Origin of the sequence: Enterobacter cloacae complex sp. IR5441 (assembly GCF_049238215.1) — a bacterium.
GTDB lineage: Bacteria > Pseudomonadota > Gammaproteobacteria > Enterobacterales > Enterobacteriaceae > Enterobacter > Enterobacter hormaechei_C.
Map to the genome: position 1 here is coordinate 59,550 of NZ_JBMKIA010000010.1, position 26,177 is coordinate 85,726.

At 54.9% G+C, this 26,177-nt stretch carries 27 protein-coding genes; 8 read left to right on the forward strand and 19 right to left on the reverse strand.

The annotated features are described in order from the left end of the window. Position 1: 1 nt before the first annotated feature. Positions 2 to 238: a DUF1656 domain-containing protein gene (locus ACOTX5_RS12995; protein WP_045911664.1), complete on the reverse strand. Its 237-nt coding sequence runs from the start codon at positions 236 to 238 to the stop codon at positions 2 to 4. A gap of 187 nt (positions 239 to 425) precedes the next feature. Here ACOTX5_RS12995 and slyA point away from each other — a divergent pair, with 187 nt between their 5' ends. Next, on the forward strand, positions 426 to 866 hold the full coding sequence (gene slyA, locus ACOTX5_RS13000) for a transcriptional regulator SlyA (RefSeq protein WP_006808997.1): 441 nt from the start codon (positions 426 to 428) through the stop codon (positions 864 to 866). Between the two features lie 35 nt (positions 867 to 901). Here slyA and ACOTX5_RS13005 read toward each other — a convergent pair whose 3' ends face one another. Together ACOTX5_RS13005 and slyB are read right to left on the reverse strand one after the other, a co-directional pair. Continuing rightward, positions 902 to 2,266, reverse strand: a complete 1,365-nt coding sequence (locus tag ACOTX5_RS13005) for a sensor domain-containing diguanylate cyclase (RefSeq protein WP_045911665.1) — start codon at positions 2,264 to 2,266, stop codon at positions 902 to 904. 192 nt (positions 2,267 to 2,458) lie between these two features. Continuing rightward, complete coding sequence (gene slyB / locus ACOTX5_RS13010; RefSeq protein WP_003857604.1) at positions 2,459 to 2,926, reverse strand: outer membrane lipoprotein SlyB; 468 nt, start codon at positions 2,924 to 2,926, stop codon at positions 2,459 to 2,461. 255 nt (positions 2,927 to 3,181) lie between these two features. Here slyB and anmK point away from each other — a divergent pair, with 255 nt between their 5' ends. The 5 genes from anmK (at position 3,182) to pdxY (ending at position 7,764) form a co-directional block, all read left to right on the forward strand. Further along, on the forward strand, positions 3,182 to 4,306 hold the full coding sequence (anmK, locus tag ACOTX5_RS13015) for an anhydro-N-acetylmuramic acid kinase (RefSeq protein ID WP_015570673.1): 1,125 nt from the start codon (positions 3,182 to 3,184) through the stop codon (positions 4,304 to 4,306). A gap of 87 nt (positions 4,307 to 4,393) precedes the next feature. Next, entirely contained in the window at positions 4,394 to 4,723 is a 330-nt protein-coding gene (mliC, locus tag ACOTX5_RS13020; protein ID WP_087924270.1) for a C-type lysozyme inhibitor, read from the forward strand. A 57-nt stretch (positions 4,724 to 4,780) separates the two neighbouring features. Next, complete coding sequence (gene pdxH / locus ACOTX5_RS13025; protein WP_032648127.1) at positions 4,781 to 5,437, forward strand: pyridoxamine 5'-phosphate oxidase; 657 nt, start codon at positions 4,781 to 4,783, stop codon at positions 5,435 to 5,437. Positions 5,438 to 5,562: 125 nt separating this feature from the next. Continuing rightward, a complete protein-coding gene (gene tyrS / locus ACOTX5_RS13030; RefSeq protein WP_017384594.1) occupies positions 5,563 to 6,837 on the forward strand; it encodes a tyrosine--tRNA ligase in 1,275 nt (424 codons plus the stop codon). Between the two features lie 66 nt (positions 6,838 to 6,903). Next, on the forward strand, positions 6,904 to 7,764 hold the full coding sequence (gene pdxY / locus ACOTX5_RS13035) for a pyridoxal kinase PdxY (RefSeq protein WP_015570669.1): 861 nt from the start codon (positions 6,904 to 6,906) through the stop codon (positions 7,762 to 7,764). Between the two features lie 90 nt (positions 7,765 to 7,854). Here pdxY and gstA read toward each other — a convergent pair whose 3' ends face one another. The 12 genes from gstA to blr form a co-directional block, all read right to left on the reverse strand. Next, positions 7,855 to 8,460 carry a glutathione transferase GstA gene (gene gstA, locus ACOTX5_RS13040; RefSeq protein WP_047727407.1) on the reverse strand — a complete coding sequence of 202 codons (606 nt, stop codon included), beginning with the start codon at positions 8,458 to 8,460 and terminating at the stop codon, positions 7,855 to 7,857. A gap of 105 nt (positions 8,461 to 8,565) precedes the next feature. Beyond that, positions 8,566 to 10,074, reverse strand: coding sequence for a dipeptide/tripeptide permease DtpA (gene dtpA, locus ACOTX5_RS13045; protein WP_003857596.1), 1,509 nt, complete (start codon positions 10,072 to 10,074; stop codon positions 8,566 to 8,568). A gap of 613 nt (positions 10,075 to 10,687) precedes the next feature. Next, a complete protein-coding gene (gene nth / locus ACOTX5_RS13050; protein WP_015570668.1) occupies positions 10,688 to 11,323 on the reverse strand; it encodes an endonuclease III in 636 nt (211 codons plus the stop codon). Continuing rightward, a complete protein-coding gene (locus ACOTX5_RS13055; RefSeq protein ID WP_003857592.1) occupies positions 11,320 to 12,006 on the reverse strand; it encodes an electron transport complex subunit E in 687 nt (228 codons plus the stop codon). Before ACOTX5_RS13055 ends, nth begins: the two co-directional genes overlap by 4 nt. Positions 12,007 to 12,008: 2 nt before the next feature. Continuing rightward, positions 12,009 to 12,629 (reverse strand): electron transport complex subunit RsxG, encoded by a 621-nt coding sequence (gene rsxG / locus ACOTX5_RS13060; RefSeq protein ID WP_017384591.1) that lies wholly within the window; start codon positions 12,627 to 12,629, stop codon positions 12,009 to 12,011. 10 nt (positions 12,630 to 12,639) lie between these two features. Beyond that, entirely contained in the window at positions 12,640 to 13,692 is a 1,053-nt protein-coding gene (gene rsxD, locus ACOTX5_RS13065; protein WP_045911668.1) for an electron transport complex subunit RsxD, read from the reverse strand. Further along, positions 13,693 to 15,714: an electron transport complex subunit RsxC gene (gene rsxC, locus ACOTX5_RS13070; protein ID WP_015570665.1), complete on the reverse strand. Its 2,022-nt coding sequence runs from the start codon at positions 15,712 to 15,714 to the stop codon at positions 13,693 to 13,695. After that, positions 15,707 to 16,285: an electron transport complex subunit RsxB gene (gene rsxB / locus ACOTX5_RS13075; protein WP_015570664.1), complete on the reverse strand. Its 579-nt coding sequence runs from the start codon at positions 16,283 to 16,285 to the stop codon at positions 15,707 to 15,709. Before rsxB ends, rsxC begins: the two co-directional genes overlap by 8 nt. Further along, complete coding sequence (gene rsxA / locus ACOTX5_RS13080; protein WP_000133206.1) at positions 16,285 to 16,866, reverse strand: electron transport complex subunit RsxA; 582 nt, start codon at positions 16,864 to 16,866, stop codon at positions 16,285 to 16,287. Before rsxA ends, rsxB begins: the two co-directional genes overlap by 1 nt. Before the next feature lie 76 nt (positions 16,867 to 16,942). Next, complete coding sequence (locus ACOTX5_RS13085; protein ID WP_033487090.1) at positions 16,943 to 17,383, reverse strand: DUF2569 domain-containing protein; 441 nt, start codon at positions 17,381 to 17,383, stop codon at positions 16,943 to 16,945. 85 nt (positions 17,384 to 17,468) lie between these two features. Beyond that, positions 17,469 to 17,684 (reverse strand): transcription modulator YdgT, encoded by a 216-nt coding sequence (ydgT, locus tag ACOTX5_RS13090; RefSeq protein WP_000217941.1) that lies wholly within the window; start codon positions 17,682 to 17,684, stop codon positions 17,469 to 17,471. A gap of 229 nt (positions 17,685 to 17,913) precedes the next feature. After that, the gene (blr, locus tag ACOTX5_RS13095) at positions 17,914 to 18,039 is read right to left on the reverse strand and encodes a division septum protein Blr (protein WP_151884424.1); all 126 of its coding nucleotides are present in this window, start codon (positions 18,037 to 18,039) and stop codon (positions 17,914 to 17,916) included. A 239-nt stretch (positions 18,040 to 18,278) separates the two neighbouring features. Here blr and ACOTX5_RS13100 point away from each other — a divergent pair, with 239 nt between their 5' ends. After that, positions 18,279 to 19,319: an oxidoreductase gene (locus tag ACOTX5_RS13100; protein WP_032648137.1), complete on the forward strand. Its 1,041-nt coding sequence runs from the start codon at positions 18,279 to 18,281 to the stop codon at positions 19,317 to 19,319. Positions 19,320 to 19,375: 56 nt separating this feature from the next. On the opposite strand, the gene add is transcribed toward ACOTX5_RS13100, so the two are convergent. The 3 genes from add to malX all read right to left on the reverse strand — a co-directional run bounded on the left by add (position 19,376) and on the right by malX (position 23,285). Further along, positions 19,376 to 20,374 (reverse strand): adenosine deaminase, encoded by a 999-nt coding sequence (add, locus tag ACOTX5_RS13105; protein WP_033487089.1) that lies wholly within the window; start codon positions 20,372 to 20,374, stop codon positions 19,376 to 19,378. Between the two features lie 96 nt (positions 20,375 to 20,470). Further along, on the reverse strand, positions 20,471 to 21,643 hold the full coding sequence (locus tag ACOTX5_RS13110; RefSeq protein ID WP_033487087.1) for a MalY/PatB family protein: 1,173 nt from the start codon (positions 21,641 to 21,643) through the stop codon (positions 20,471 to 20,473). A 49-nt stretch (positions 21,644 to 21,692) separates the two neighbouring features. Continuing rightward, entirely contained in the window at positions 21,693 to 23,285 is a 1,593-nt protein-coding gene (malX, locus tag ACOTX5_RS13115) for a maltose/glucose-specific PTS transporter subunit IIBC (protein WP_015570659.1), read from the reverse strand. 179 nt (positions 23,286 to 23,464) lie between these two features. Here malX and ACOTX5_RS13120 point away from each other — a divergent pair, with 179 nt between their 5' ends. After that, a complete protein-coding gene (locus tag ACOTX5_RS13120; protein ID WP_045911669.1) occupies positions 23,465 to 24,493 on the forward strand; it encodes a Mal regulon transcriptional regulator MalI in 1,029 nt (342 codons plus the stop codon). 101 nt (positions 24,494 to 24,594) lie between these two features. Here the strand turns inward: ACOTX5_RS13120 and ACOTX5_RS13125 are convergent, their stop codons facing one another. After that, entirely contained in the window at positions 24,595 to 26,121 is a 1,527-nt protein-coding gene (locus tag ACOTX5_RS13125; protein WP_033487085.1) for a YdgA family protein, read from the reverse strand. Between the last annotated feature and the right edge of the window lie 56 nt (positions 26,122 to 26,177).

Consider the following 26,177-nt stretch of genomic DNA (forward strand, 5'->3'; position numbering starts at 1 on the left):
CTCACCACACGGTTAACACGGCAAGGCCAAGACAGACGGAGAGGGTAAACAGGGAGAGATCCATTAACATCGGGTGCCAGATTTCACCAGAATACATCCAGTCGCGCAGCAGACGATGCGCAATGAGCCAGATTACAAAACCGACCATCACGGCTTTAAACAGTGGCGGAAAGTAGACCGATGCGCCAACAATCAAATCCTGGAGGGGCAACCCTGGGGAGAAGGAAAACAACGTCACAAGCAGCGATCCTTTGCGGTGGAATGAGGGCCACATTGGCAGATTTCAATGCGATGGCGCATTACCATTCAGTGTAAATCATCCTTTAAGGAATGATGAATACCGTGATTGCATTTGTTTTGGCAATACAAATACTGCAAACTATTCTAAAATCACTATAATCACTTAGCAAGCTAATTATAAGGAGATGAAATTGGAATCGCCATTAGGTTCTGATCTGGCAAGGTTGGTACGCATCTGGCGTGCTCTGATTGACCATCGCCTGAAACCTCTGGAACTTACGCAGACGCACTGGGTTACGCTGCATAACATTCATCAGCTCCCGCCCGATCAGTCACAGATCCAACTGGCAAAAGCGATTGGTATTGAGCAGCCTTCTCTGGTGCGTACCCTTGACCAGCTGGAAGAGAAGGGACTCATCTCCCGACAAACCTGCGCCAGCGATCGTCGCGCCAAGCGGATTAAATTGACGGAAAAAGCGGCCCCGATTATTACTGAGATGGAGACCGTCATCAGTAAAACGCGAGGGGAGATCCTGGCCGGTATTTCCCCCGCTGAGCTGGAAATGCTGATCGGACTCATCGCCCGTCTTGAGCAAAACATCCACGATTTACAGTCGCGCGACTGACGTTGTTTACAGGCCTTGCTGGTGCAAGGCCTCTGTCATGTTCTGAACACCACCACCCGGTTGCGGCCCGTCTCTTTTGCCTCGTACATGGCTTTATCCGCGCTTTCCACACAGGTTTCAGCGCTGGTCTCCGGCGAGGTGGCGGTGAATACCCCCATACTGATAGTAATCGGTTCCGGGAGATAACCGCCGCTGCTGACGTTGTCGAAACCGCTCAATTTGAGACGTATGCGTTCGGCAACCTGTTGCGCAAGATCGGAAGGGGTATTTGTCAGCATGAGCACAAATTCTTCGCCGCCGATCCGCGCTGCGATATCCTGCGGTCGCACTGAATCGGTCAACAGGTTTGAGACAAACTGTAAAACCTTATCCCCCTGCAAATGGCCGTAGCAGTCGTTAATGCGTTTGAAACGGTCAAGATCGCTCACGAGCACCGATACCGGGTGCGCCAGGGTTGCTGTACTCAGCGCGTGGTTTAATGAATCATAGAAATAGCTACGATTATACAGACGGGTGAGGGGGTCGCGTATCGAGTTTTGATAAGACTGCTGATATTTTACATGCGAGTCACGATACAAATTAAATACATCGGAAAGTAAGATGAAGATAATGATTAATGTAGCGACAGTTTCGAATAACCGTGCCCGGTACCATGAAATATCTTCAGCGTGTCCGCCTAACAATAGCATGAGCAGGGTGACGATATAACAGACGCATAAAAAATTGCCGCCGACCCAAAACAAATTTCTCACGCGGGTAATGGCCATCAGGGTGATTAACGTTACTACCCACAGGACGATCAAAATAATATTAATCGCCTGGCTCCAGAGAACCATAAACTGTCGGGTTTCATTGTCTACCAGGTCCAGTGTGAGCAGGGTTGAATGGCTGGAATAGAACAATGCCAGCCCAAGCATACTGCCCGTAAAGAGCGAGGCGCCGACAACGATACCGATGTGGGTGCTTCGTGAGAGAGCGGACGTACGCAGGGTATACAGCAATGCCGAGATGATTATCAGCACCGCCATTAAAAAGTGGCGGAACATATAGAAAATCATGGCGTCATTATAGTTCGCCACGTTGAACTGATAGAGATCAAGCCAGGCCGGGAAGCTGGACAGAGTCCCCACCATCAATAACGCTGAGCCGGCAAAGGCCAGGGCAATGGGAACAAGATATAATCGCCTTCTGTCGCACCAGTATTTCATTGCCATAAAACAGGCAATAAACAGATGAAACACCAGAAGAAATATCGTCAGCGTAGGGAAAAACAAAGGTGAAAACGAAGGAACCCATTCAACAAGTTTTATAAAAAAAGCTTGTAATACGGCAATGATAACAATGCATCCAAGCGCGAAGGCCACAAAGCGGTTCTTTACAAATCGACAGATCGCAAGCATAGAGAATTTAAATATTAAAAAAGAAAAGAGATTGCGAAGAGTTTAAGTGAGGGAAATAAAAAATACTTTGCGCACGGACAAAAATAGATGAAATGAATAATTCACCGTGTGAATGTATTGTGCAAATATATTGTTGGAGACGATGATTTTGTTAAATGGATGCGGTCTGAACAGACCACATCCATCAGGATATTAGCGCGGGGAGACGGTAACCTGGCTGCCGTTGCTTGCCAGTACAACACGCTGGCCAGCAGAGAAGCGGGTGTTACCCTGTTTCTGCACAACCATAATGGTGCTGCCATCGTCTTTACGGATTTCCAGCTCAACGCCCTGAGTTTTGTTCATCGCACCCTGAACGCCCTGACCCGCTACGCCGCCTGCAACTGCGCCCGCTGCGGTAGCCAGAGAACGTCCGGTGCCGCCGCCAATGGTATTACCCAGGAAACCACCCAGCACAGCACCACCGATTGCGCCCACCACGTTCGTGTCATCGCCACCCTGAATCTGAACAGGACGGGCATTAACGATAGTACCGTATGTCACGTTCTGTACCTGTTTAGCTTCAGAAGCACTATATACGTCGCCGGAGAGTGAACTGTCATTCACACAACCCGCCAGTGTTAAACCAATCAGCGAAACGCCCAGTACACGTAAAATCATTTGACTCTCCTGTTCACCAAAAAACGCCCGGTTGGGGCATCCGTTATGGCTAAATTATATGGCATTCCTGACCACAGTTCATATCTTTGCATGCCGAATAGATAAATTTTACTTCAACAGGGCTTAACGGGACATAAACAAAAACCGTCTGTGCTACAGGTCTGAGATTGTTAAAAAATATTATCACCGCATAGCAAAGCCGCGTTATTTATGATGGAGTGTTTGCACTTAGCCCATGTAACGTAAGGAAAGCGCATGAAATCGGGTCGCTATATCGGTGTGATGTCTGGTACCAGTCTTGACGGTGTGGATGTCGTTCTGGCCGCCATTGATGAAAACATGGTGGCGCAGCAGGCAAGCCTGACCTGGCCTATTCCTGTCTCGTTAAAAGAAGAGATCCTGAACATCTGCCAGGGACAACAGCTGACGCTTTCCCAACTGGGCCAACTGGATGTGCGTCTGGGGGCGCTGTTTGCTGAGGCGGTACTGGCCCTGATGCAGCAGGAAAGACTCCACCCGCAGGATATCGTGGCAATAGGTTGCCATGGGCAGACCGTCTGGCATGAACCTGTCGGCGAGGCGCCGCACACGATGCAAATTGGCGATAACAACCAGATTGTGGCAAAAACCGGTGTGACGGTGGTGGGTGATTTCCGTCGTCGCGATATGGCCCTCGGCGGGCAGGGGGCGCCGCTGGTTCCGGCATTTCATCAGGCGCTGCTGGCGCACCCGGTAGAGCGCAGGATGGTCCTGAACATCGGCGGGATCGCCAACCTGTCGATGCTTATTCCCGGGCAGCCCGTGCGGGGGTACGATACCGGACCCGGTAATATGCTGATGGATGCCTGGATCTGGCGTCAGAGCGGTAAAGCCTACGACAAAGACGCGCAGTGGGCCAGCCAGGGGAAAGTGATCCTTCCCTTGCTGCAAACCCTGTTAAGCGATCCTTTCTTTGCTCTGCCCGCGCCGAAAAGCACGGGGCGGGAATATTTCAACTACGGCTGGCTTGAACGTCAGCTGGCGCGCTTCCCCGGCCTTGCGCCTCAGGATGTGCAGGCTACGCTGACGGAGCTCACCGCGGTGTCGATTTCTGAACAGGTGTTGCTGAGCGGCGGATGTGAGCGCTTGCTGGTATGCGGAGGCGGAAGCCGCAACCCGCTGGTGATGGCACGCCTCGCCGCCTTGCTGCCAGGCACCGAAGTCACGACCACTGATGAAGCCGGGATCAGCGGAGACGATATGGAAGCGCTGGCCTTCGCCTGGCTTGCCTGGCGTACGGTTGCCGGTCTGCCGGGGAATTTACCCTCCGTAACCGGTGCGCGGGAGGCGAGCGTCCTTGGGGCCATTTTCCCCGCAAACCCGCGCCATAATCAGAGTTAACTGAAATTCAGCGGGAGGCGTAACCCGTAAAATAGGGAAAAACAGGAGGGCGGTTAGGCCCTCCAGGACCAGGATAGTCTTCGGAATCTGCCCATGAAAAAACTTCTTCTCATTGCTGTACCTTTTCTTATGACCGGATGCAGCGCCTATAACCAGTTCGTTGAGCGTATGCAAACCGATACGCTGGAATATCGTTGTGATGAAAAACCGCTGACGGTGAAGCTGAACAACCCGCATCAGGAAGCCAGCTTTGTTTATGACAATAAGTTGTTAACGCTGAAGCAGGGAATGTCGGCCTCCGGTGCGCGCTACTCAGACGGGATCTACGTCTTCTGGTCGAAAGGCGACAGCGCCACCGTCTACAAGCGTGACCGCATTGTGCTGAACAATTGTCAGCTTGAAAATCCGAAGCGTTGAGATTTTTGAAGGGGGCGCGCACAATAGCGCCACCCAATCTCACTTTCAGCTAACGCCATGTCAGATAACGACGAACTACAGCAAATTGCGCATCTGCGCCGTGAATACACCAAAGGCGGTCTGCGCCGCCAGGATCTTCCCGCCGAACCGCTGGTGCTTTTTGAACGCTGGCTGAAGCAGGCCTGCGAAGCGAAACTGGCTGACCCGACGGCAATGGTCGTTGCCACGGTTGATGAAAATGGTCAGCCGTATCAACGCATCGTTCTTCTCAAGCATTATGACGAGAAAGGGCTGGTGTTCTACACCAACCTTGGCAGTCGTAAAGCGCATCACCTTGAAAATAATCCGCGTATTAGCCTGCTCTTCCCGTGGCATATGCTGGAGCGCCAGGTGATGGTCACCGGCAAGGCGGAGCGCCTCTCTACGCTCGAAGTGGTAAAATATTTCCACAGCCGCCCGCGCGACAGTCAGATCGGCGCCTGGGTCTCTAAACAGTCCAGCCGAATCTCAGCCCGCGGCGTGCTGGAGAGTAAATTCCTCGAACTCAAACAGAAGTTTCAGCAGGGTGAAGTACCGCTGCCGAGTTTCTGGGGCGGGTTCCGCATCCCCATTGAACAGATTGAGTTCTGGCAGGGCGGTGAACACCGTCTCCACGACCGCTTTTTATACCAGCGCGACAACGGTGGCTGGAAAATCGACAGACTGGCCCCGTAATCCCCAAAATTTGTTGATTTAAGCGCTAGCGCACACCGCGCTGGCGCTTTATTCTATGGTCCTTTCGCATCAGGCGAAAAGTCGTGTACCGGCAAAGGTGCAGTCGTTTATACATGGAGAATTTGATGGCAAGCAGTAACTTGATTAAACAATTGCAAGAGCGGGGCCTCGTGGCCCAGGTGACGGACGAGGAAGCGTTAGCAGAGCGACTGGCGCAAGGCCCGATCGCGCTCTATTGCGGCTTCGATCCCACCGCTGACAGCTTGCATTTGGGGCATCTTGTTCCATTGTTATGCCTGAAACGCTTCCAGATGGCCGGCCATAAGCCTGTCGCACTGGTTGGCGGCGCGACCGGTCTGATTGGCGACCCAAGTTTCAAAGCCGCTGAACGTAAGCTGAATACCGAAGACACCGTGCAGGAGTGGGTGGATAAGATCCGTAAACAGGTTGCACCGTTCCTGGATTTCGACTGCGGTGACAACTCTGCGATTGCGGCGAACAACTACGACTGGTTTGGTGGCATGAACGTGCTGACGTTCCTGCGTGACATCGGCAAACACTTCTCTGTTAACCAGATGATTAACAAAGAAGCAGTGAAGCAGCGTCTTAACCGTGACGATCAGGGTATCTCTTTCACCGAGTTCTCCTACAACCTGTTGCAGGGGTATGACTTCGCCTGCCTGAACAAGCTGCACGGCGTCTCTCTGCAAATTGGCGGTTCCGACCAGTGGGGTAACATCACCTCCGGTATCGATCTGACCCGTCGCCTCCACCAGAATCAGGTGTTTGGTCTGACCGTGCCGTTGATCACCAAAGCCGACGGTACCAAGTTCGGTAAGACCGAAGGCGGCGCGGTATGGCTGGATCCGAAGAAAACCAGCCCGTACAAGTTCTACCAGTTCTGGATCAACACGGCGGATGCCGACGTTTATCGCTTCCTGAAGTTCTTCACCTTTATGGATATCGAAGAAATCAATGCGCTGGAAGAAGAAGACAAGAACAGCGGTAAAGCACCACGCGCCCAGTACGTGCTGGCGGACGAAGTGACTAAACTGGTTCACGGCGAAGAAGGTCTGGCGGCGGCGAAGCGCATTACGGCTAGCCTGTTCAACGGAACCCTGAGCGATTTAAGCGAAGCGGATTTCGAACAGCTGGCGCAGGATGGCGTGCCGATGGTTGAGATGGAAAAAGGCGCCGATCTGATGCAGGCGCTGGTGGACTCCGAGCTCCAGCCGTCTCGCGGTCAGGCGCGTAAAACCATCGCCTCTAACGCGATCACCATTAATGGCGAAAAACAGGCCGATCCGGAATACACCTTTACCGAGAACGACCGTCTCTATGGTCGCTACACGCTGCTGCGTCGCGGTAAGAAAAATTACTGCCTGGTCTGCTGGAAGTAATTAAAAGTATGCAGGGGCGTGGGAAACCACGCCCCTTTTGTTTTGACAGGGTTTGGTAAGTACAACATGAAGAACATCCTCGCCATTCAGTCCCACGTTGTGTTTGGACATGCTGGCAACAGCGCTGCGGAATTCCCGATGCGCCGCCTCGGCGTTAACGTCTGGCCCCTCAATACCGTCCAGTTCTCGAATCACACCCAGTACGGTAAATGGACCGGCTGCGTAATGCCGCCGTCGCATCTGACGGAAATCGTTCAGGGGATTGCGGATATCGACCAGCTTAAACGCTGCGATGCCGTACTGAGCGGCTATCTGGGTTCGGCGGAGCAGGGGGAACATATCCTCGGCATTGTGCGCCAGGTGAAAGCGGCAAACCCCGCGGCGAAATATTTCTGCGATCCGGTGATGGGACATCCGGAAAAAGGCTGCATCGTAGCGCCGGGCGTTGCGGAGTTTCATGTCCGTCATGCATTGCCCGCCAGCGATATTATTGCCCCCAACCTGATTGAACTTGAGATCCTGTGCGAGCATCCGGTCAACAGCGTAGAAGAGGCTGTAAGCGCCTCTCGCGAGCTGATCGCCCAGGGGCCAGAGATTGTGCTGGTTAAGCACCTGGCACGCGCAGGGTTGAGCCAGGACCGTTTTGAGATGCTGCTGGTGACGAAGGATGAAGCCTGGCATATCAGTCGACCGCTGGTGGATTTCGGTGCACGTCAGCCTGTCGGGGTCGGGGATGTGACCAGCGGTTTGCTGCTGGTGAAGCTATTGCAGGGCGCGAGCCTGCGCGATGCGCTGGAGCACGTCACCGCAGCCGTTTATGAAATCATGATTGCGACGAAGACGATGCAGGAATATGAGCTCCAGGTCGTCGCGGCGCAGGATCGCATCGCGAAGCCGGAGCACTATTTTAGCGCAACGCAGCTTTAGAAAACGCCCGTCGCCGCTGCGCTTGCACGGGCCTACGGAATTTATAGGCCGGGTAAGCGTCAGCGCCACCCGGCAATCCAGGCCGCTCGGTTAATTCAACCCTTCCGCTTTCAGCGCCGCTGCCACCGCAGGACGCTCCGCCACGCGCGTCATATACGATGCGACATGGTCTAATCCTTCCATGTTCAGCTTAACCGCGCGCGCCCAGCGCAGAACGGTAAACAGATAGGCATCGGCGATGGTGAAACGCGAGCCACAGATCCACTGGTCGTCTTTCAGCGCGTCGTTAACGTACTGCAACTTTTTCTCCAGCAGCGCGCGCACGGTAGGTTTGTACTCTTCCGGCGTGTCCGGGCGGAACAGGGGCGTAAAGCCTTTGTGCAGTTCGGTGGCAATATAGTTCAGCCACTCCAGCGTTTTATAACGCGCAATGCTGCCGGTGGGGGCAAGGAGCTGACGATCCGGTACGTTGTCCGCCAGGAATTGCATAATCGCCACCCCTTCGGTCAGTAGGGTGCCATCATCCAGCAGCAGGGCCGGAACCTGGCCTTTTGGGTTAATCGCAAAAAAGTCATCCCCGTTTTCCAGACGCTTTTTCATCAGGTCAACGCCGTCCAGCGTGAAATCTTTACCGCTCTCGCGAAGCGTAACATGGGAAGCAAGAGAGCAGGCGCCCGGTTTATAGAACAGTTTCATCGGTAACTCCTTTTTGCTGAGGTTCCAGCTATGTTAGTGCGCGTTCGGATAAAAAAAAAGCCGCTAATCAATTAGCGGCTTCTGTTTAGTCGTTTCCCGATGACATTACGCGTTCGCGGTTTTGATCGCTTTAGCGGATTTGTCGTCGTCCTGCGTCATACGATTCAGTTTAGGTGCGGTCAGCAGCATCAGCACGGCAATCACGGCGGTCGCGATACCAATTTGCATGAACACGGTGCCGTAGACATTCAGGGAAACCAGCGGGTCGGTAACGTTGTCTGGTACCGCCATCAGGTTCGCAATCTTACCTGCGATGATAGCCGCGCCAGCGGTGGTCAGGAACCAGCTGCCCATGATGAAGCCCATCAGACGCTGAGGGACCAGCTGCGCAACCATCGCCAGGCCCAGACCGGAGATCATCAGTTCACCGATGGATTGCAGCGCATAGCTCAGGATCAGCCAGTTAACAGACACGATACCCGCGTCGGTCGCGAATTTCGTCCCCAGCGGCAGCACCAGGAATGCGCCAGAGCACAGCACCATACCGATAGCGAACTTGTGCGGCATAGGCAGACGGTCGCCCATCTTGTTATAGATAGCGGCCAGAATCGGGCTACCAATCATGATCCAGAACGGGTTCAGGGCCTGATACTGCTCCGGCTCGAACGCGATACCAAGGATGGAGTGCTCAACGTTGCGGATAGCGAAGAAGTTCAGAGACGTTGGCATCTGGCTGTACAGAACGAAGAAGATGATCGCTTCCAGCATCAGGATGAACGCCACAATCATCTTACGACGTGCCGCACCCTGCATCGCAAAGGCTTCTTTCGCGAAGATAATCACGATACCCAGCGCAACCACGCCCAGTACGGCACGTGCAACGCCCTGGTTGTGCAGCAGCCAGGTGGCGACAGCGGCCAGGATCACGATGCCGACGATGGTTGCCAGCAGTTTGCCCATGTGCACGGGTTCGAAGTCTGGTTTTGAACCATAGTCTTTAACCCAGCTACGGCAGAACAGGAAGTTCACAACGGTGATCAGCATACCCACGAAGCTCAGCGCAAACGCTACGCTCCAGCCGAATTTTGCGGCCAGCCATGGGGTTGCCAGCATAGAGAAGAAGGAACCGATGTTGATGGACATGTAGTACATGGTAAATGCACCGTCCAGACGTGGGTCATCTTTGCTGTAGCAGGTAGAGAGCAGGGAAGACGGGTTCGCCTTGAAGAGGCCGTTACCTACCGCGATGGTAGCCATGCCCATGTAAACCACACCTGCATCGTGCCCGGACCAGGCAACCAGCCCATAGCCAATCGCCAGAACAACGGCGCCCAGCATAATGACTCGTTTAGTACCGAGGACTTTATCGCCTAACCAGCCGCCGATAGCGACCAGGCCATACACCAGGGCGCTGAAGGAAGAGAACAGCGTGATGGAATCGGCTTCAGACATACCCAGCTGTTTAACCAGGTAAACCGCCATGATCCCTTGCAGGCCGTAGTAGCCAAAACGTTCCCATAATTCGATAGAGAAAATGAGATAGAACGCTTTAGGCTGTTTGAAAGCGTTAAGACTTACGCTCTCATCTGTTGGTTTATTGTTTGCAGTAGACACATATACCTCTTTTTTTACATCCCATATTAACGGGGGTGTTCATAGCGTGATGACCGTAGTCCATCCGCTTTATAGTTATATTGGGAGGGGAAACGGCGGGTAATGTTCACTATCCAGCCCCATCTGGCAATACGTTTGTAATAATCTGTTACATATAACTCTGGCGGTATAATCATCGGTTCATGCAAATGTTATACAGCGTTAAATCTCATCCGTTCAAAATTGATGGTTTTTTTCACTGTAATAGACCCTGTTTAATGGCTGTATGGCGATATGTTCTGCTATTTTGGGTGAATGGCAGTGATATAGCCCATATTCTGAAAAATGACTGGTCTTATGTTCGGTATGGAATCGATGAAATCTTGTCTGACAAAGGGGTTGGGCGGGTTTTAACAACAAAAATCCAACATCAGGTTATCAGAGTGATCGCGATCACAGATGTATAGAAATTTTTGGTGATGAAAAAACTATTAACCTGTTTGAGTGTTAAATGACCGAAGAATCGACAATGCGTAAAGGAGAAAGAGAGGGCAATTTATGGTCAATTGGGAAGATATCAGAGCCCTTGTTAATTTTAAGGGCTTGAACAGGTAAGAAGTAAGGTGGTTTACGCTCAGGGATAGACTTTTTCTTTGTATTCGCAGAGATCTTCGATAATGCAGGAACCGCAGCGTGGCTTACGGGCAATACAGGTATACCGTCCGTGCAGAATCAGCCAGTGGTGGCAGTCCACCTTAAATTCCGCCGGGACCACTTTTAACAGCTTCTCTTCCACCTCTTCCACGTTTTTACCCGGCGCGAACCGGGTGCGGTTAGAGACGCGAAAGATATGGGTATCCACGGCGATAGTCGGCCAGCCAAACGCCGTGTTCAGCACCACATTTGCCGTTTTACGCCCGACGCCCGGCAACGCTTCCAGCGCAGCGCGGTCTTCCGGGACTTCACCGCCGTGCTGCTCCAGCAGGATCCGGCAGGTCTTAATGACGTTTTCGGCCTTGCTGTTAAACAGGCCAATGGTCTTGATATAGGATTTCACACCTTCAACGCCCAGCTCCAGCATGGCCTGCGGCGTATTGGCGACAGGGTAGAGCAGGGCCGTGGCTTTGTTGACGCTCACGTCCGTCGCCTGTGCAGAGAGCAGCACCGCGATCAACAGTTCAAACGGCGAGTTAAAGTTCAGCTCTGTCGTAGGATGAGGATTCTCATCGCGCAGGCGCGTCAGGATCGCAATGCGTTTCTCTTTATTCATACTGCTTTCTCGGGGATCCCTTCCTGTACGCTGCGCTCAGCGGCGCGGCGTTTACGTTTTTCATCAATCAGGTATTTTAACGCCAGCATCATCCCAAGGCCAATGAAGGCGCCAGGCGGCAGCATGGCCAGCAGGAACGGAGTGTCCGTATGGAACACCTCAATACGCAGCGATTTCGCCCAGCCGCCAAGCAGCGCGTCCGCACCGTCGAAGAGCGTACCGTTGCCCAAAATTTCACGCAGAGAACCGAGAACGAACATGGCGGCAGTCGCGCCCATGCCGATGGAAAAACCATCCAGCGCGGATATGGCCGGATTGTTTTTCACCGCAAAGGCTTCAGCGCGGCCTACGACAATACAGTTAGTCACGATAAGCGGAATGAAAATCCCGAGCGACTGGTACAGGCCAAATGCGTAGGCGTTAATCAGCATTTGCACCACGCTGACCACCGACGCAATGATCATGACATAGATCGGAATACGGATTTCCGACGGCGTCCAGCGGCGCAAAACAGAAATGGAAAAGTTAGTCAGGGTCAGCACCAGCGTGGTCGCCAGCCCCAGCCCGAGCGCGTTGGTGGCGGTAGACGTCACCGCCAGCAGCGGACACAGCCCCAGCAGCTGTACCAGCGCGGAGTTGTTCTTCCAGAGACCCTGGACGATAACCTCTTTAACCTGGCTCATGGTCACTCCTCACAGGTGGAAAGATGATTGATCTGCGCGGGCAGCGTTTCGGCATACAGCCCGGCGCGCTTGACGGCGTTGACCACCGCGCGCGGGGTAATCGTGGCACCCGTGAACTGGTCAAACTCGCCGCCATCTTTTTTCACCGCGAAAGCAGGATCGTCTTCGCCATGAATCATCTTACCGGCGAAGTGTAAGATCCAGTCGCTTAAGCGTGTTTCAATTTTGTCGCCAAGGCCCGGCGTTTCGTGATGTTCCGTCACGCGCGTGCCCAGCACGGTGCCGGAAAAATCGCTGCCAACCAGCAGCTGAATCGCACCGGAGTAACCGTCCGGCGCGGTGGCTTCCATGACGGCACCCACGGGATTATCGCCCTTGCGGGCAATATAAACGCGATGGGGTCCTTTACCGAGCTGCGGAGCCTGCACGACAAAGCAGCTTTTTTGCAGGTCATTATCGTAGAGGTCGGATGGGATCACCTGATCGAACAGCGTCTTTTGCTGCTTCATTGCCTGCTCTGCAATGGTAGTTTTCGTCAGTTCATTTACCAGCGCGGTCAGCCCGGTGAGGGCGGCAGCGAAGATCGCCAGCGTAACGCCGTGTTTTTGCATTGTTTTTAGCATGGCGTGACCCTTAGCGATGACCGTACACGCGTGGCCGCGTGTAGTAGTCGATGAGCGGAACGGTGATGTTAGCCAGCAGCACGGCAAATGCCACACCGTCCGGATAACCGCCAAAGCTGCGAATAAGCCAGACCAGCAAGCCCGCCAGCGCGCCGAAAATCAGACGACCACGGTTGGTGGTAGACGCGGTGACCGGATCGGTCAGAATAAAGAATGCCCCGAGCATGGTCGCGCCGGAGAGCAGATGGAGCTGCGGGCTGGCCAGTGACTCAGGTGAGATGACCCAGCCGAGCGTCGAGCAGACGGCCAGCGTCACCAGGAAGCTCACCGGAATATGCCAGCGGATCGCCTTCTGTTGCAGCAGGAACGCGCCGCCCAACAAATAGGCCAGATTGACCCACTGCCAGCCAGCACCCGCCAGTACGCCGCTGTAAATAGACGATTCCATCGCCTGCTCCACGCTGTGTCCGGCACGCAGGGAGGTTTTGAAGGTATCGAGCGGGGTGGCCTGGCTGATGCCGTCCACGCCCATGCGAAGCGCGTTCATATCTGCGCCCAGCGCGGTGTGGCCGGTAAAGATAACGTGCAGGGCATCCATAAAGCCGGGGACGGTGGCGGCGATCTCATGCGGCGGCAGCCAACTGGTCATCTGTACCGGGAAGGAGATCAGCAGTACCACGTAGCCAATCATCGCCGGGTTAAACGGGTTATGGCCCAGCCCGCCGTACAGCTGCTTGGCGATGATCACCGCAAACACCGTTCCCAATACCACCATCCACCACGGGGCGAACGGGGGAATGCTGATGGCCAGCAACAGGCCGGTCAACAGGGCGGAGTTATCGCTCAGGATGCGAGTCACTTCCATTTTGCGCAGCTTCAGGATCGCAGCTTCCGCTGCGACGGCACTGGCGCAACCCAGAACTAACTGGAAAAGCGTACCCCAGCCGAAAAACCAACACTGTACGGCAATACCTGGCAGCGCGGCCAGGCACACCAGCATCATAATACGCGATGTCTGGCGCTGGTTATGGGTATAAGGGGAACTTGCAATTCTGAAAACCATTTAATCCTCGTTAACGGCTTGCTGCGCGGCTTTCTTTGCCTGAACGCGCGCAATCGCGGCGGCGACTGCGGCTTTGCGTGGATCGTCGTTGGCGGCCGCAGGCCGTTCGTCCTGCTGTGCCGCTTTTCGTGCTTTGGCACGGGCGATGGCCGCTTCAACGGCGGCTTTACGCGGGTCGACAGGCGCTTCACTCTCTTCGGCTGGCTGAACCTGTGCCGCTTTTCGTGCTTTGGCACGGGCGATAGCGGCTTCAACGGCCGCCTTGCGCGGATCCGTCGCTTCCTGTTCAACCACCACTGTCTGCTGACCGGCCTTACGGGCTTTTGCCCTGGCGATAGCCGCTTCCACCGCCGCTTTACGCGGGTCGATGTCGGCTTCCGGTTTGGCGTGTTGCGCTTTCTCCGCCTGACGCGCGCGAGCTTCGGCTTTACGCGCTTCGCGGGCCGCAATCGCTTCGCTGTTGTCCGGTCTTTCTCCCGGAGCGATCACAACCGTCTGGGCGGCGGTGGCTTTCTTCTCGCGCACGCGGGCCAGGGCTGCGTTAATGGCATCCTGATCTTTCGCCGCAGGCTGCACGGCAGCCTGCTTATGGCGTTCCTGACGGGCTTGTTTCTCGCGCTCCAGTCGCGCCTGACGCGCTTCAAAGCGGGCCTTCGCTTCAGCGGCACGTTTTTCTTCCATGGAGATGGCGTAGATTTCGGCTTTCTCCTGACGGAAGTATTGCACCAGCGGAATATTGCTTGGGCAGACCCAGGCGCAGGCACCGCATTCAATACAGTCAGCCAGGTTATGCGCCTGGGCTTTATCGTGCAGCTGGCCTTTGCTGTACCAGTACAACTGCTGCGGCAGTAAATCTGCCGGGCACGCGTCCGCACAGGCGCTACAGCGTATGCAGCCTTTCTCTTCCTGCGTTTCGCCCATCTCCGTTGGGGAAGGGGCGAGCAGGCAGTTGGTAATCTTCACCACCGGCACATCCAGCCACGGCAGGGTAAAGCCCATCAGCGGGCCACCCATAATGACCAGTTGATCGCTACCCGGGCAGAAGCCAGCCTGTTCCAGCAGATGACGCACCGGCGTACCCAGACGCGCCCAGACGTTGCCGGGACGGGAGACGGACTCGCCGGTCAGCGTGACGACGCGCTCGGTCAATGGCTCGCCGTCAATCACCGCACGTTTCACCGCGTAGGCGGTTCCCACGTTTTGCATCAGCACGCCGATGTCGGACGAACGGCCCCCGTGGGGGACCTGTTTGCCGGTCAGGATCTGCGTCAGCTGTTTTGCCCCGCCGGACGGGTATTTGGTCGGGATCACTCGCAGGGCGATATCGTGGCTGTCCGCCAGTACCGCACGCAGCATCGAAATGGCCTGCGGTTTATTGTCCTCAATACCGATCAGCACTTCGCGGGGTTGCAGAATATGCGCAAGAATGCGAATCCCTTCCACTACCTGCGCGGCACAGTCCTGCATCAGACGGTCATCGGCGGTGATGTACGGTTCGCACTCGGCGGCGTTGATGATCAGCGTTTCGATTTTATCGCCGCCGCCGTGAAGCTTAGCGCCGGTCGGGAAGCCTGCGCCCCCCAGACCCGCCACGCCGAACTGATGAATGCGTTCAATCAGCGCTTCACGACTGTGGGAACGGTAGTCGCTCCAGCCGTCACGATCGATCCAGCGGTCTTCACCATCGGCTTCAATGATCACGCTCAGCTCAGACAACGCCGACGGATGGGCAACGGTATGGGGGGCAACAGCCACCACCTTACCGGAAGTCGGGGCATGTATCGGCAACATCCGTCCGCGACCAAAGGTCAGCGGCTGGCCGCGAAGAACGCTATCGCCTTCTTTCACGCACAGTTCACCTTCCGCGCCGATATGCTGTTTAAGGGGCATAACGTAACGGGTCGCCAGCGGGATCTGGCGCAGCGGCGTGCCGTTAGACTGCGATTTCATCTCAGGCGGATGAATGCCGCCGTCGAAATCCCAGATCTTCTCTTTTCTGAAGGCAGAAAATAACTTAAGCATGTTGTTCCACAGGAATATTGCGAACCGGAATGGTCTGAAGGTCCCACTTCCAGCTTTCAGTAGTCGTTTCAACCGGGCGTAGTTCTATACACTGCGTCGGGCAGGGCGCCACGCAGAGATTACAGCCGGTGCACAGATCCGCCACAACGGTGTGCATCGCGCGCGTTGCGCCCACAATGGCGTCAACAGGACACGCCTGAATACATTTGGTGCAGCCAATGCAGTTGGCTTCGTCGATGACAGCAAGGGCACGAACGGGCTCCTGGGCCTGTTCATCGCCGTCGACAGGCTGGGGATCGACGTTCAGCAGGGCAGCTATTTTAAGCATGACCGCTTCGCCACCCGGTGCGCAGCGGTTGATCTTTTCGCCCTGCACGCCCACCGCCTCAGCGTAAGGGCGGCAGCCAGGGTAGCCGCACTGCCCGCACTGGCTCTGCGGTAAAAGTTCATCAATTTTTTCAACCACCGGATCGTCCTCCACCGCAAACCGGCGGGAGGCATAACCCAGAATGATGCCAAAGACGAGTCCCAGTACGCTGATGGACGCGATGGCAATCCAGATAGCACTCATTACAACTTCACCAGACCACTAAAGCCCATAAAGGCCAGAGACATTAAACCTGCGGTCACCAGAGCGATGGCGTTACCGCGAAACGGCGCGGGAATATCCGCCGCGGCCAGACGCTCGCGAATCGAGGCGAACAGGACCATAACAAAAGAGAAACCGACCGCCGCGGAAAAACCGTACAGCGCCGATTGCAGGAAATTATGCCCAAGGTTGATATTGAGCAGCGCCACGCCCAGCACCGCGCAGTTGGTGGTGATGAGAGGCAGGAAAATGCCCAGCAGGCGATACAGGGCAGGGCTGGTTTTCCGCACCACCATCTCGGTAAATTGCACCACAACCGCAATGACCAGAATAAAGGACAAGGTGCGCAGGTAGAGCATGTCCAGTGGGATCAGGATCCAGGTATCAATCAGCCATGCGCAAATGGAGGCCATCGTCATCACGAAGGTGGTCGCCAGCCCCATGCCCATTGCCGTCTCCAGCTTTTTGGAGACGCCCATAAACGGGCACAGGCCAAGGAACTTCACCAGTACGAAGTTATTAACCAGCACAGTTCCGACAAAGAGCAGTAAGTAATCGGTCATTATTTAGCCTGAAATAAAATAGCCGCCTATTATCGGATAAACGACAACAGGCCACAACAGGTTAACTGTAAGGTTATTACGGGTTGACAAAGGTCTTCTTAACGCGCGTCGAACGCTTGAAATAAGGGACCATAAGCGCCGTCGCCAGTAGCGGAAACAGTAACTGGCGAACCGCCAGCGCGTCAGACACTGGCGAGAAAGCGAATGCTTTGACAGCCAGCAGCACGGAGACCAGCAGCCAGATAATGTAATGTTTTGGCACGTTTTTGCGGCGTTTGAAGAAGGCGATAGTCAGCCACAGCGTGTAGTACCACATCGCGATCGCGAAAACGAACGACACAAACCACGTTGCAATATTGAGCGCACTCTGGGACATCAGTGCCTGGATAGCATGAGGCGTAACCAGTGCGGTGGTGTATAGCAACAGCGCCAGCGAAGCGCTTAATAATGCCACCAGCAGCCATGCCAGCGGGGCGATTAACCAGCCCCCAATTCTCTCTCCAGGCAATGCGGTCATACGCTCTCCCATAGTCTGCGCGAAATGTTATACAGAAATTTGCAGGGCGGAGAGTATATAACATTTCACGCCGAAGGCTACTTTCTTATACAACGTAACGCCATACGGATTTAGGCACTTCCCCCACATTGAACAGACGACCGCCAGAGACCAGTTCGGCGCGACGATGGTCAGCAGCGCGGTACATATTGATGATGTCCTGATTATCCGACAGCGTGTAGTTCAGATGGTCAAACAGTTTTTCCAGGCTTTCAAGGGAATTGATCTTGCGAAATTTTAATAAATAGTCCTGAACTGTCATATTAATAAGTTTCCATATAAAAGGGTAATACCCATAAAGGTAATGCGTTCGAATAATAAACGGATTAATAAAGACGTAAACTGTCCACTCGGGTAACGCGACGAAATTAGGAGTTTTCTTTGCGAAGAATCAGGCATCAGCAGATGCCTGGAAGAGAAGGGTAACTCCGTTCATTACGGCTGGCAATACGTTCCATGACGTAATGTGTCACGCTTTATGACGACACGGCTTACTTTTGTTGTGCGACAGTAACAGGCTCCGGCGGCTGGTAGTTATCGATATGGCTGGCAATGCCGAGCAACACGACTGAAACCCCAAGGACAATCCATCCCGCTAATTCAATGATTCGATTAATTATTGACGACATAATTTGTGTTTGTAATTTATCCATAAATACAGATTACAAATGTTACAGCGCCCTTTTCGCCAGAGCAAGCGCTTTGGGAACGATTCCTCGAACCCATATACACACTTTAATGCGAGGTAACAAAAAACGCTGTCGCGAGATGCTATTTTAACTCACAGGGCACATTATTAATCTGTGCGTTAAGCACATGGCCAGTGATAAATAAGCGCACAGCGAGGGGGCAAACGATGAGTGAAAACATACGCGTCGGTCTTATTGGCTACGGGTACGCAAGCAAAACCTTTCATGCTCCGCTGGTTGCCGGCACGCCGGGAATGGAACTGGCGGCTATCACAAGCAGCGATGAGACTAAGGTCCGCGCCGACTGGCCAGCCGTGCCGGTGGTAACGGAGCCTAAGCATCTGTTTAACGATCCTAATATTGACCTTATTATCATTCCAACTCCTAACGACACTCATTTCCCCCTGGCGAAAGCGGCGCTGGAGGCAGGGAAACATGTTGTTGTCGATAAGCCCTTCACCGTGACGTTGTCACAGGCGCGCGAGCTGGATGCGCTGGCGCGAAGTCTGGGTCGGTTATTATCGGTCTTTCACAATCGGCGCTGGGACAGCGATTTCCTGACGGTTAAGGCGCTGATAAACGAAGGCACGCTCGGCGAAATTGCTTTTTTTGAGTCGCATTTCGATCGTTATCGTCCGCAGGTGCGAGATCGCTGGCGCGAGCAGGCGGGACCGGGTAGCGGCATCTGGTATGACTTAGCGCCGCATCTTCTCGATCAGGCCGTTCATCTGTTTGGTTTGCCCGTGAGCATGACGGTCGATTTAGCGCAGCTCAGGCCGGGGGCGCAGACCACCGACTATTTCCATGCCATTTTGAGTTATCCGCAGCGGCGCATTGTGCTGCACGGGACAATGCTTGCGGCGGCGGAATCGGCCCGCTATATCATTCACGGGGCGCGCGGCAGCTATGTGAAGTTCGGCCTGGATCCGCAGGAAGAGCGCCTCAAAAATGGCGAACGCTTACCGCAGGAGGACTGGGGCTACGACATGCGCGACGGGGTGGTGACGCGTGCGGAGGGTGAGGTACTGGTTGAAGAGACGGTATTGACCCTGCCGGGGAACTATCCAGCGTATTACGCCGCCATTCGTGACGCGCTGAACGGTTCAGGTGAAAATCCGGTTCCCGCAAGCCAGGCAATCCAGATTATGGAGCTGATCGAGCTCGGGATCGAATCTGCCAAACATCGCGCAACGCTCTGTCTGGCATAAGTGCCAAACGCTTTCGTAGGCCGGGTAAGCGCAGCGCCACCCGGCAGTAAAGAGGACTACTGAACAACTTTATCGCGCAGCGCCTGTTTCTCTTCAGGCGTCAGGAAGGCGATCTCCAGCCCGTTGATTTGCGCCTGACGGATCTGCTCGCGGCTCAGCCCGGCCTGTGGTGCGGCGATGTTGTATTCGTGAATAATATCCACGCCCTGAACCGCCGGATCGTCCGTGTTCAGCGAAGCCAGCACCCCGTGTTCGAGGAAGGTTTTCAGCGGGTGTTGCGCCAGCGACGCTACTGTACTGGTCTGAATATTGGAGGTCAGGCAGGATTCGATTCCAATACGTTGTTCGGCGAGGAAATCCATCAGCGCGCGATCTTCAATGGCTTTCACGCCATGACCTATACGTTCCGCACCCAGTTCACGAATGGCCTGCCAGATGCTTTCCGGCCCCGCAGCTTCGCCCGCATGAACGGTAATATGCCATCCTGCATCACGTGCGCGGTTGAAATGAGACAGGAACAGACTGCCCGGGAAGCCCAGCTCGTCACCGGCCAGGTCAATGGCGGTGATCTGGTCGCGATGCGCCAGTAATGCTTCCAGTTCCTGAAGACAGGCCGCTTCACCGAAGGTACGGCTCATAATGCCGATCAAACGCGCCTGAACGTCAAAGGTTTTACAGCCTTCACGCACGCCTTCAATGACCGCTTCAACCACGCCCGCTACGGGGAGGTTGTGGGTCATCGCCATATAGCCCGGGGAGAAACGCAGTTCGACATAGTGCAGGCCGTTACGCGCGGCATCTTCGATGTTTTCAAAGGCGACACGGCGACAGGCATCGACCGAGGCCAGCATCTTCACGCCCCAGTCGAGCTTGCTCAGAAAACTCACCAGATCCGGTTCGTTCGACGTGACCTGAACATGCGGGATCAGGGTTTCAAGCGTTTCGGCAGGGAGGGTTAAATTGAACTGGCGACCAAGATCGAGAATGGTTTGGGCACGAATGTTTCCGTCGAGGTGGCGATGAATATCAGTTAAAGGCAGGCGTGTATCAATCATGGTCGCACTCTTTGCTGGTTAAAGTGCGCCATATTATAAAAACAAAACGGGGTAAAAAGCTATTTGCGCAAGGGAATATTCCGTTGCGCAAATGATTTACAGCAGAGTGTTGATGCCAGCGATAAGGCGTTGAACGCCCTGTTCAAGCTTACTACGCGGACAGCCAGCGTTCAGACGCACATAGCCTTTACCTTCATCCCCATAGGTATATCCCGGCATGATGGCCACTTTTTGCTGATCAATTAGCACGTTTTGCAGCGTATTGTCATCAATGCCAAGCGGGCTGAGATCGATCCATGCCAGATAGGTGGCCTCGGGCGGTTGCCAGTTGAGTGTCGGAAATGCAGTATTCAGTTCGTCAGCAATGTAGCACAGGTTTTCTTCGAGATAGGTCCGCAGCGCGTCCAGCCAGGGTTCTCCATGTCGGTAGGCAGCAATGTGCGCGGTCAGCGCCAGCACGGAAGGGGAAGAGAGTCCGTCCCGACCTTTTAATGCATTCAGATAGGCGTTACGGCTGGCGTCATCGGCGATAAGCCCCCAGGCACCCGTCAGAGCCGGAATATTGAAGCTTTTGGAACCCGAGGTCAGCAGCGCCCATTTATCGCGCGCAACCTCATTCCACGGGGTATGACGATGCGTGCCCCATACCATGTCCATATGAATTTCGTCGCTGATCACCGCTACGTCATAACGTTCACACAGGGCCGCCATTGTGGTCAGCTCTTCCCGCGTCCAGACTTTGCCGGTCGGGTTTTGCGGGCTACACAGCAGCAGCACCTTGTTTTCCGGTTTTGACAGCGCCGCTTCCAGCGCGGCCATATTGCCCTCCCAGCCATGCGCTGTTTTCTGCATCGGCACGGAAACAACGGTACGCTGGTTGCCTTCGATGGCTTTATAAAAGGCATCGTAAGCCGGGGTATGGACCACCACGCCGTCGCCAGGCGAGGACCAGAGGCGGATCAGCTCCGAGACCATATAAATGACCGACGGCCCATACACCACGGTTTCGGTATCAATCTGACTGTTAAAGCGTTGGCGGAACCAGTGCGCCACGGCGGCCAGAAATTCGTCATTTTTCCAGCGACTGTAGCCAAACACCCCGTGGTTTATTCGCTGGTGCAGCGCATCGGTAATGCAGGGGGCGGTGGCGAAATCCATATCAGAGATGGTGAAGGGCAGCAGGTCGGCAGCGCCAAAACGGTCAGCGACATAATCCCACTGGGTACACCAGGTGCCGTGTCGATCCACGACGGTAGAAAAATCAAACATGACGGTGCTCCGTAAAGTAAAACCCCCTCATGACGAGGGGGGCGAGGCATCAGGCTTCGACGGTTCGCATCAGGGTTGCCAGCTCATCCTTCACTGACTGTACCTGCGGGCCAATGACGACCTGCAAATTGTGTTGATTTAACTGTACTACGCCAATAGCCCGGTTAGCTTTAAGTGCGTTGGTATCCACTTTGGACATGTCCGCCACCGACAAACGCAGGCGGGTGATGCAGTTATCCAGAGAGGTAATATTATCCGCACCGCCCAGCGCCGCCAGAATAGCCGGCGTGTTATATCCGGATTTCCCAATGGTGCCGGCTACCGCCTGTTCAACGCTGGTGGCCGTATCGGTATCGCGGCCAGGCGTTTTCAGGTTAAAGCGGGTGATGGCGAAGCGGAAGATCCCGTAGTAAACCGCGAACCAGATGGCGGCCACAACCGGCACCAGATACCACTTGGTGGACAGACCGTGCAGGATACCGAAGACCACGAAGTCAATCACGTTACCGTCGGTGTTACCGATGGTCACACCGAGCACAGCCATCACGGTAAAGCCCAGGCCCGTCAGTACGGCGTGGATGAGGTACAGTACCGGCGCTACGAACAGGAACAGGAACTCGATAGGTTCTGTCGTACCGCCCACCACGCAGGCAATAACGCCGGAGATCAGCAGACCTTTAATTTTATGACGATTTTCCGGACGGGCACAGTGGTACATCGCCAGCGCTGCGCCCGGCAGGCCGCCGAGGAAGGCAGGCATTTTACCCTGAGAGAGGAAACGCGTCGCACTTTCAGAGAAGCCGTGAGTGGTCGGGCAGCTCAACTGGGCCTGGAAGATGGTCAGCGCACCGCTAACGGAATGACCGCAAACGTCCATGGTACCGCCGGCTTCGGTAAAGCGGATCAGGGCAACCAGGATGTGCTGTAAACCAAATGGCAGCAGCAGACGTTCACCCGTACCGAAAATCATCGGGCCGAAATCACCCGCGCCGTTGATAATGCGGCCGATACCGGTGATCCCCATGGCAAAAATCGGCCAAATCAGAGGGATGATCAGACCAAACAGACCCATCACAACCAGCGTAATGATTGGCACAAAGCGGGTCCCGCCGAAGAAGGCCAGCGCATCGGGCAGGCGGATGTTGTGGAAGCGCTCGTGCAGCATCCAGATAATCACCCCCGCGATCACGGCTCCAAGGATCCCGGTATCGATGGACTGAATACCAATCACGCTCTGAATGTTATTGGCTTTCAGTACCGCCGCGTCGGTCGTGGGCAGGATCCCTTTGGCAGTCAGCCAGAAGTTAACCGCAAGGTTCATGACCGCATAGCCAACGAAGCCCGCAAACGCCGCCACGCCTTTATTTTCGCGCGCCAGACCCAGAGGAATGGCGATACAGAACATTACCGGCAGGAAGCTAAAGGCAAAAGAGCCGACCTTGCTCATCCAGATGAAGATCGCCTGAAGTACCGGATTTCCGAGGAAAGGGATCAGGGTAATGACGTCGTGGCTGCTTAACGAGCTGCCGATCCCCAGCATGATCCCGCAAAAAGAGAGAAGCGCCACGGGCAGCATAAAGGTTTTACCCAGTTGCTGGAAAAACTCCCACAGCGATATTTTTTGTGCTGCTTTCGTCGTCATAAAACGACTCCTTAAATGGTAGAAAGAGATTTAACGACCTCGATGGGGCGAGAAGATAAAACGTTTTATCAAACTTTAGTGCGCGCTAAATCACATTCTCAGGCTTTTACTGGTAGTATAAAGATAACGTATTGATAAAACGTTTTAGCGATCTCATTATCAAGGAGTCACGCCACCACATGGCTGTAGCGAAAAAGATCACCATCAACGATGTCGCGCTGGCGGCGGGGGTTTCCGTCAGCACCGTTTCGCTGGTATTGAGCGGGAAGGGGCGCATCTCTCCTGCAACGGGTCAGCGCGTCAACGAGGCCGTTGAGCAGTTAGGCTTTGTGCGTAATCGCCAGGCGTCGGCGCTGCGCGGTGGGCAAAGCGGGGTGATAGGGCTGATCGTTCGCGACCTCACGTCGCCGTTTTATGCAGAACTGACCGCCGGGCTTACCGAGGCGCTTGAAGCGCAGGGGCGAATGGTTTTCCTGCTCCACGGTGGGCGCGAACCGGAGCAGCTGCTCTCCAGGCTGGATATGCTGCTGACGCAAGGGGTGGATGGGGTGATCGTGGCCGGCGCGTCCGGCGTGGGCAGTGAATTGTGTGAGCGCGCGGCGCAGAAAGGCGTACCGCTGGTGTTTGCCTCGCGCGCCAGCTATCTCGACGAAGCCGATACCCTTCGGCCAGATAACATGCAGGCCGCGCAAATGCTGACCGAGCATCTTATTCATCGCGGCCATCAGCGCATCGCCTGGCTCGGCGGTAAAAGCTCGTCCCTGACGCGTGCCGAGCGGGTGGGCGGTTACTGCTCCACGCTCATCAAATACGGCCTGCCGTTTCACAGCGAATGGGTGGTGGAGTGTGAATCCAGCCAGAAAAAAGCCGCGGAAGCCATCGGCACGCTGCTTCGCAACAGCCCGACGATCAGCGCGGTGATTTGCTATAACGACGTCATTGCGATGGGGGCGTGGTTCGGTTTGATCCGAGCCGGACGCCAGAGCGGTGAGGGCGGGGTAGAAACGTTCTTCGGCCATCAGGTGGCGCTGGGGGCATTTGCGGATGTCGGTGAAAATGCGTTAGACGATCTCCCCATCGTCTGGGCGACGACGCCGGCTCGTGAGATGGGGTACACCCTGGCAGACAGGATCATGCAGCGCATTGAAAATACGGACGTGCAGGCCGGGCATCAGATTATGGCTGCGCGGTTAGTGACGGTGAAGTAAACGCTTTGCTTGCACGGGCCTGCAACGGCTCAGGATCGGAGGCCGGGTAAGCGTCAGCGCCACCCGGCAATAAAAAACCCCTCATGCGAGGGGTTTTTCGTTTACTGCTGCGGTACTGCCGGCGGCGCTGCCGGTTCAGCCGGTGCCGGAATGCCCAGCGTCGGCATACCAAACATACCGACAAACTCTTCCAGCGGCATTTTGTCGCCGTTGAGCGTCACCTGGCCATTAGCATATTGCAGGCTGGTGGAAATGGTGTTGTCTTCCACCTTCGTGATGCGGAACATCTGGCCCATCGCCGCCAGGCCTTTCACCTGTTGGTTTGCCAGTTTCCCTGCATCTTCTTCACCATACCCTTCAAGTTTCGCAATCTGCGTCATGAACTCGGTCGCCATATCCATCGGGATGGTCAGCTTGCTGTCGAGCGATTTCACGCTGCGGTCAACTTCCTGCGCCAGGGTCTGCGGTTCGCCGGTCGCAGCGGCCGGATCCTTCAGGAACAGCGACAGGTTGAAGTTGGTTTCGCCTTTGCCGTTTTTCCAGCTCAGTGGCGCAACGGTAATCACCGGCTCGCCCTTCAGCAGGATCGGCAGGTTATTAAACAGCACCGTCATCGCCTGCTGCTGGTACGCCTGCGGGTTCTGTTGCAGGGCGGCATCGGTCAGCAGAGCCTGGCTCTCTTTACTGTATTTCTGACTGAATTCATGCCACGCCTGGCCGTCAATGTTGCCGATTTTCAGAGACAGCTTACCGGTACCCAGATCCTGATTCTGTACTTTCAGGCTTTTCAGGCTGTAATCCAGCTGGGTGTTGATGCTTTTACCGTCTTTGGAGACGTCAGACTTACCGTCCAGATCCATGCCTTCCAGCACCGCCATCTCTTTGCCTTCGATCGCAATGGCGATCTTATCGAGGCTCAGTTTCTGGTCGCCGATACGCTCATCAAAATCGGTCATACGGCTATTGCCGCTGGCTTTAAGGTTGTTGAAGGTAAGCTGAACCTTCTGGTTATATTCATTGACTGAATTCACCAGGCCGCTGGCGGCATCGCCGGTAAGGGAGACATTCTTGCCGTCGCGATCGGCATCAAGCTGGAAATTACCGCCGCTGAAGGCGACTTTATCGGTGCCTTGTTCGTAATTCAGGGCTTTCAGGTCGATGTCGGAATGCGTATCACCGGCATAGCTGATGCGGGTATTGATCTCAAACGGCGACTCATTTTTCGCCATATCGAAAATCGGCTTCGTCACCTCGTTATTCACCAGTACGGTTCTGGCGGATGCCATGGAGGGGATCAGGTTAAACTTTTTCAACTGCGCCAGCGGGAACGGACCGTGGCTGACCACTTCATCCAGCACCACGCTCTGGCCCGGTTTCAGCCAGGCGTTCTGATTACCCGCAACCGGCTTCACCACCACCTGCATATGGCTGGTAAACACGCCACGCTGGTAGTTCTGGTAGCTCAGCTCCAGACCTGCTTCAGGCGCGCTGCGCTTAATCTCGCTGTTTGCCTGCGTCATCATCTCTGCCAGACGGCTTTCCAGCTGTTTCCCGGTATACCAGGAAGCACCCGTCCAGATCACGCCTAAAGCAACAATCACTCCTACCGCTACGACCGATTTTTTCATTGCGATTATCCCTAAAATGAAACCAGGCGGTTAAAACCGCCTGGTGTTACAACGCC

What these genes read in the sequence shown, in the direction of transcription:
- slyA (WP_006808997.1), top strand. Translation starts at nt 426, where the DNA reads ATGAAATTGGAATCGCCATTAGGTTCTGATCTGGCAAGGTTGGTACGC.
- ACOTX5_RS13005 (WP_045911665.1), bottom strand. Translation starts at nt 2,266, where the DNA reads ATGCTTGCGATCTGTCGATTTGTAAAGAACCGCTTTGTGGCCTTCGCG.
- slyB (WP_003857604.1), bottom strand. Translation starts at nt 2,926, where the DNA reads ATGATTTTACGTGTACTGGGCGTTTCGCTGATTGGTTTAACACTGGCG.
- anmK (WP_015570673.1), top strand. Translation starts at nt 3,182, where the DNA reads ATGAAATCGGGTCGCTATATCGGTGTGATGTCTGGTACCAGTCTTGAC.
- pdxH (WP_032648127.1), top strand. Translation starts at nt 4,781, where the DNA reads ATGTCAGATAACGACGAACTACAGCAAATTGCGCATCTGCGCCGTGAA.
- tyrS (WP_017384594.1), top strand. Translation starts at nt 5,563, where the DNA reads ATGGCAAGCAGTAACTTGATTAAACAATTGCAAGAGCGGGGCCTCGTG.
- pdxY (WP_015570669.1), top strand. Translation starts at nt 6,904, where the DNA reads ATGAAGAACATCCTCGCCATTCAGTCCCACGTTGTGTTTGGACATGCT.
- gstA (WP_047727407.1), bottom strand. Translation starts at nt 8,460, where the DNA reads ATGAAACTGTTCTATAAACCGGGCGCCTGCTCTCTTGCTTCCCATGTT.
- nth (WP_015570668.1), bottom strand. Translation starts at nt 11,323, where the DNA reads ATGAATAAAGAGAAACGCATTGCGATCCTGACGCGCCTGCGCGATGAG.
- ACOTX5_RS13055 (WP_003857592.1), bottom strand. Translation starts at nt 12,006, where the DNA reads ATGAGCCAGGTTAAAGAGGTTATCGTCCAGGGTCTCTGGAAGAACAAC.
- rsxG (WP_017384591.1), bottom strand. Translation starts at nt 12,629, where the DNA reads ATGCTAAAAACAATGCAAAAACACGGCGTTACGCTGGCGATCTTCGCT.
- rsxD (WP_045911668.1), bottom strand. Translation starts at nt 13,692, where the DNA reads ATGGTTTTCAGAATTGCAAGTTCCCCTTATACCCATAACCAGCGCCAG.
- rsxC (WP_015570665.1), bottom strand. Translation starts at nt 15,714, where the DNA reads ATGCTTAAGTTATTTTCTGCCTTCAGAAAAGAGAAGATCTGGGATTTC.
- rsxB (WP_015570664.1), bottom strand. Translation starts at nt 16,285, where the DNA reads ATGAGTGCTATCTGGATTGCCATCGCGTCCATCAGCGTACTGGGACTC.
- rsxA (WP_000133206.1), bottom strand. Translation starts at nt 16,866, where the DNA reads ATGACCGATTACTTACTGCTCTTTGTCGGAACTGTGCTGGTTAATAAC.
- ACOTX5_RS13085 (WP_033487090.1), bottom strand. Translation starts at nt 17,383, where the DNA reads ATGACCGCATTGCCTGGAGAGAGAATTGGGGGCTGGTTAATCGCCCCG.
- ydgT (WP_000217941.1), bottom strand. Translation starts at nt 17,684, where the DNA reads ATGACAGTTCAGGACTATTTATTAAAATTTCGCAAGATCAATTCCCTT.
- ACOTX5_RS13100 (WP_032648137.1), top strand. Translation starts at nt 18,279, where the DNA reads ATGAGTGAAAACATACGCGTCGGTCTTATTGGCTACGGGTACGCAAGC.
- add (WP_033487089.1), bottom strand. Translation starts at nt 20,374, where the DNA reads ATGATTGATACACGCCTGCCTTTAACTGATATTCATCGCCACCTCGAC.
- ACOTX5_RS13110 (WP_033487087.1), bottom strand. Translation starts at nt 21,643, where the DNA reads ATGTTTGATTTTTCTACCGTCGTGGATCGACACGGCACCTGGTGTACC.
- malX (WP_015570659.1), bottom strand. Translation starts at nt 23,285, where the DNA reads ATGACGACGAAAGCAGCACAAAAAATATCGCTGTGGGAGTTTTTCCAG.
- ACOTX5_RS13120 (WP_045911669.1), top strand. Translation starts at nt 23,465, where the DNA reads ATGGCTGTAGCGAAAAAGATCACCATCAACGATGTCGCGCTGGCGGCG.
- ACOTX5_RS13125 (WP_033487085.1), bottom strand. Translation starts at nt 26,121, where the DNA reads ATGAAAAAATCGGTCGTAGCGGTAGGAGTGATTGTTGCTTTAGGCGTG.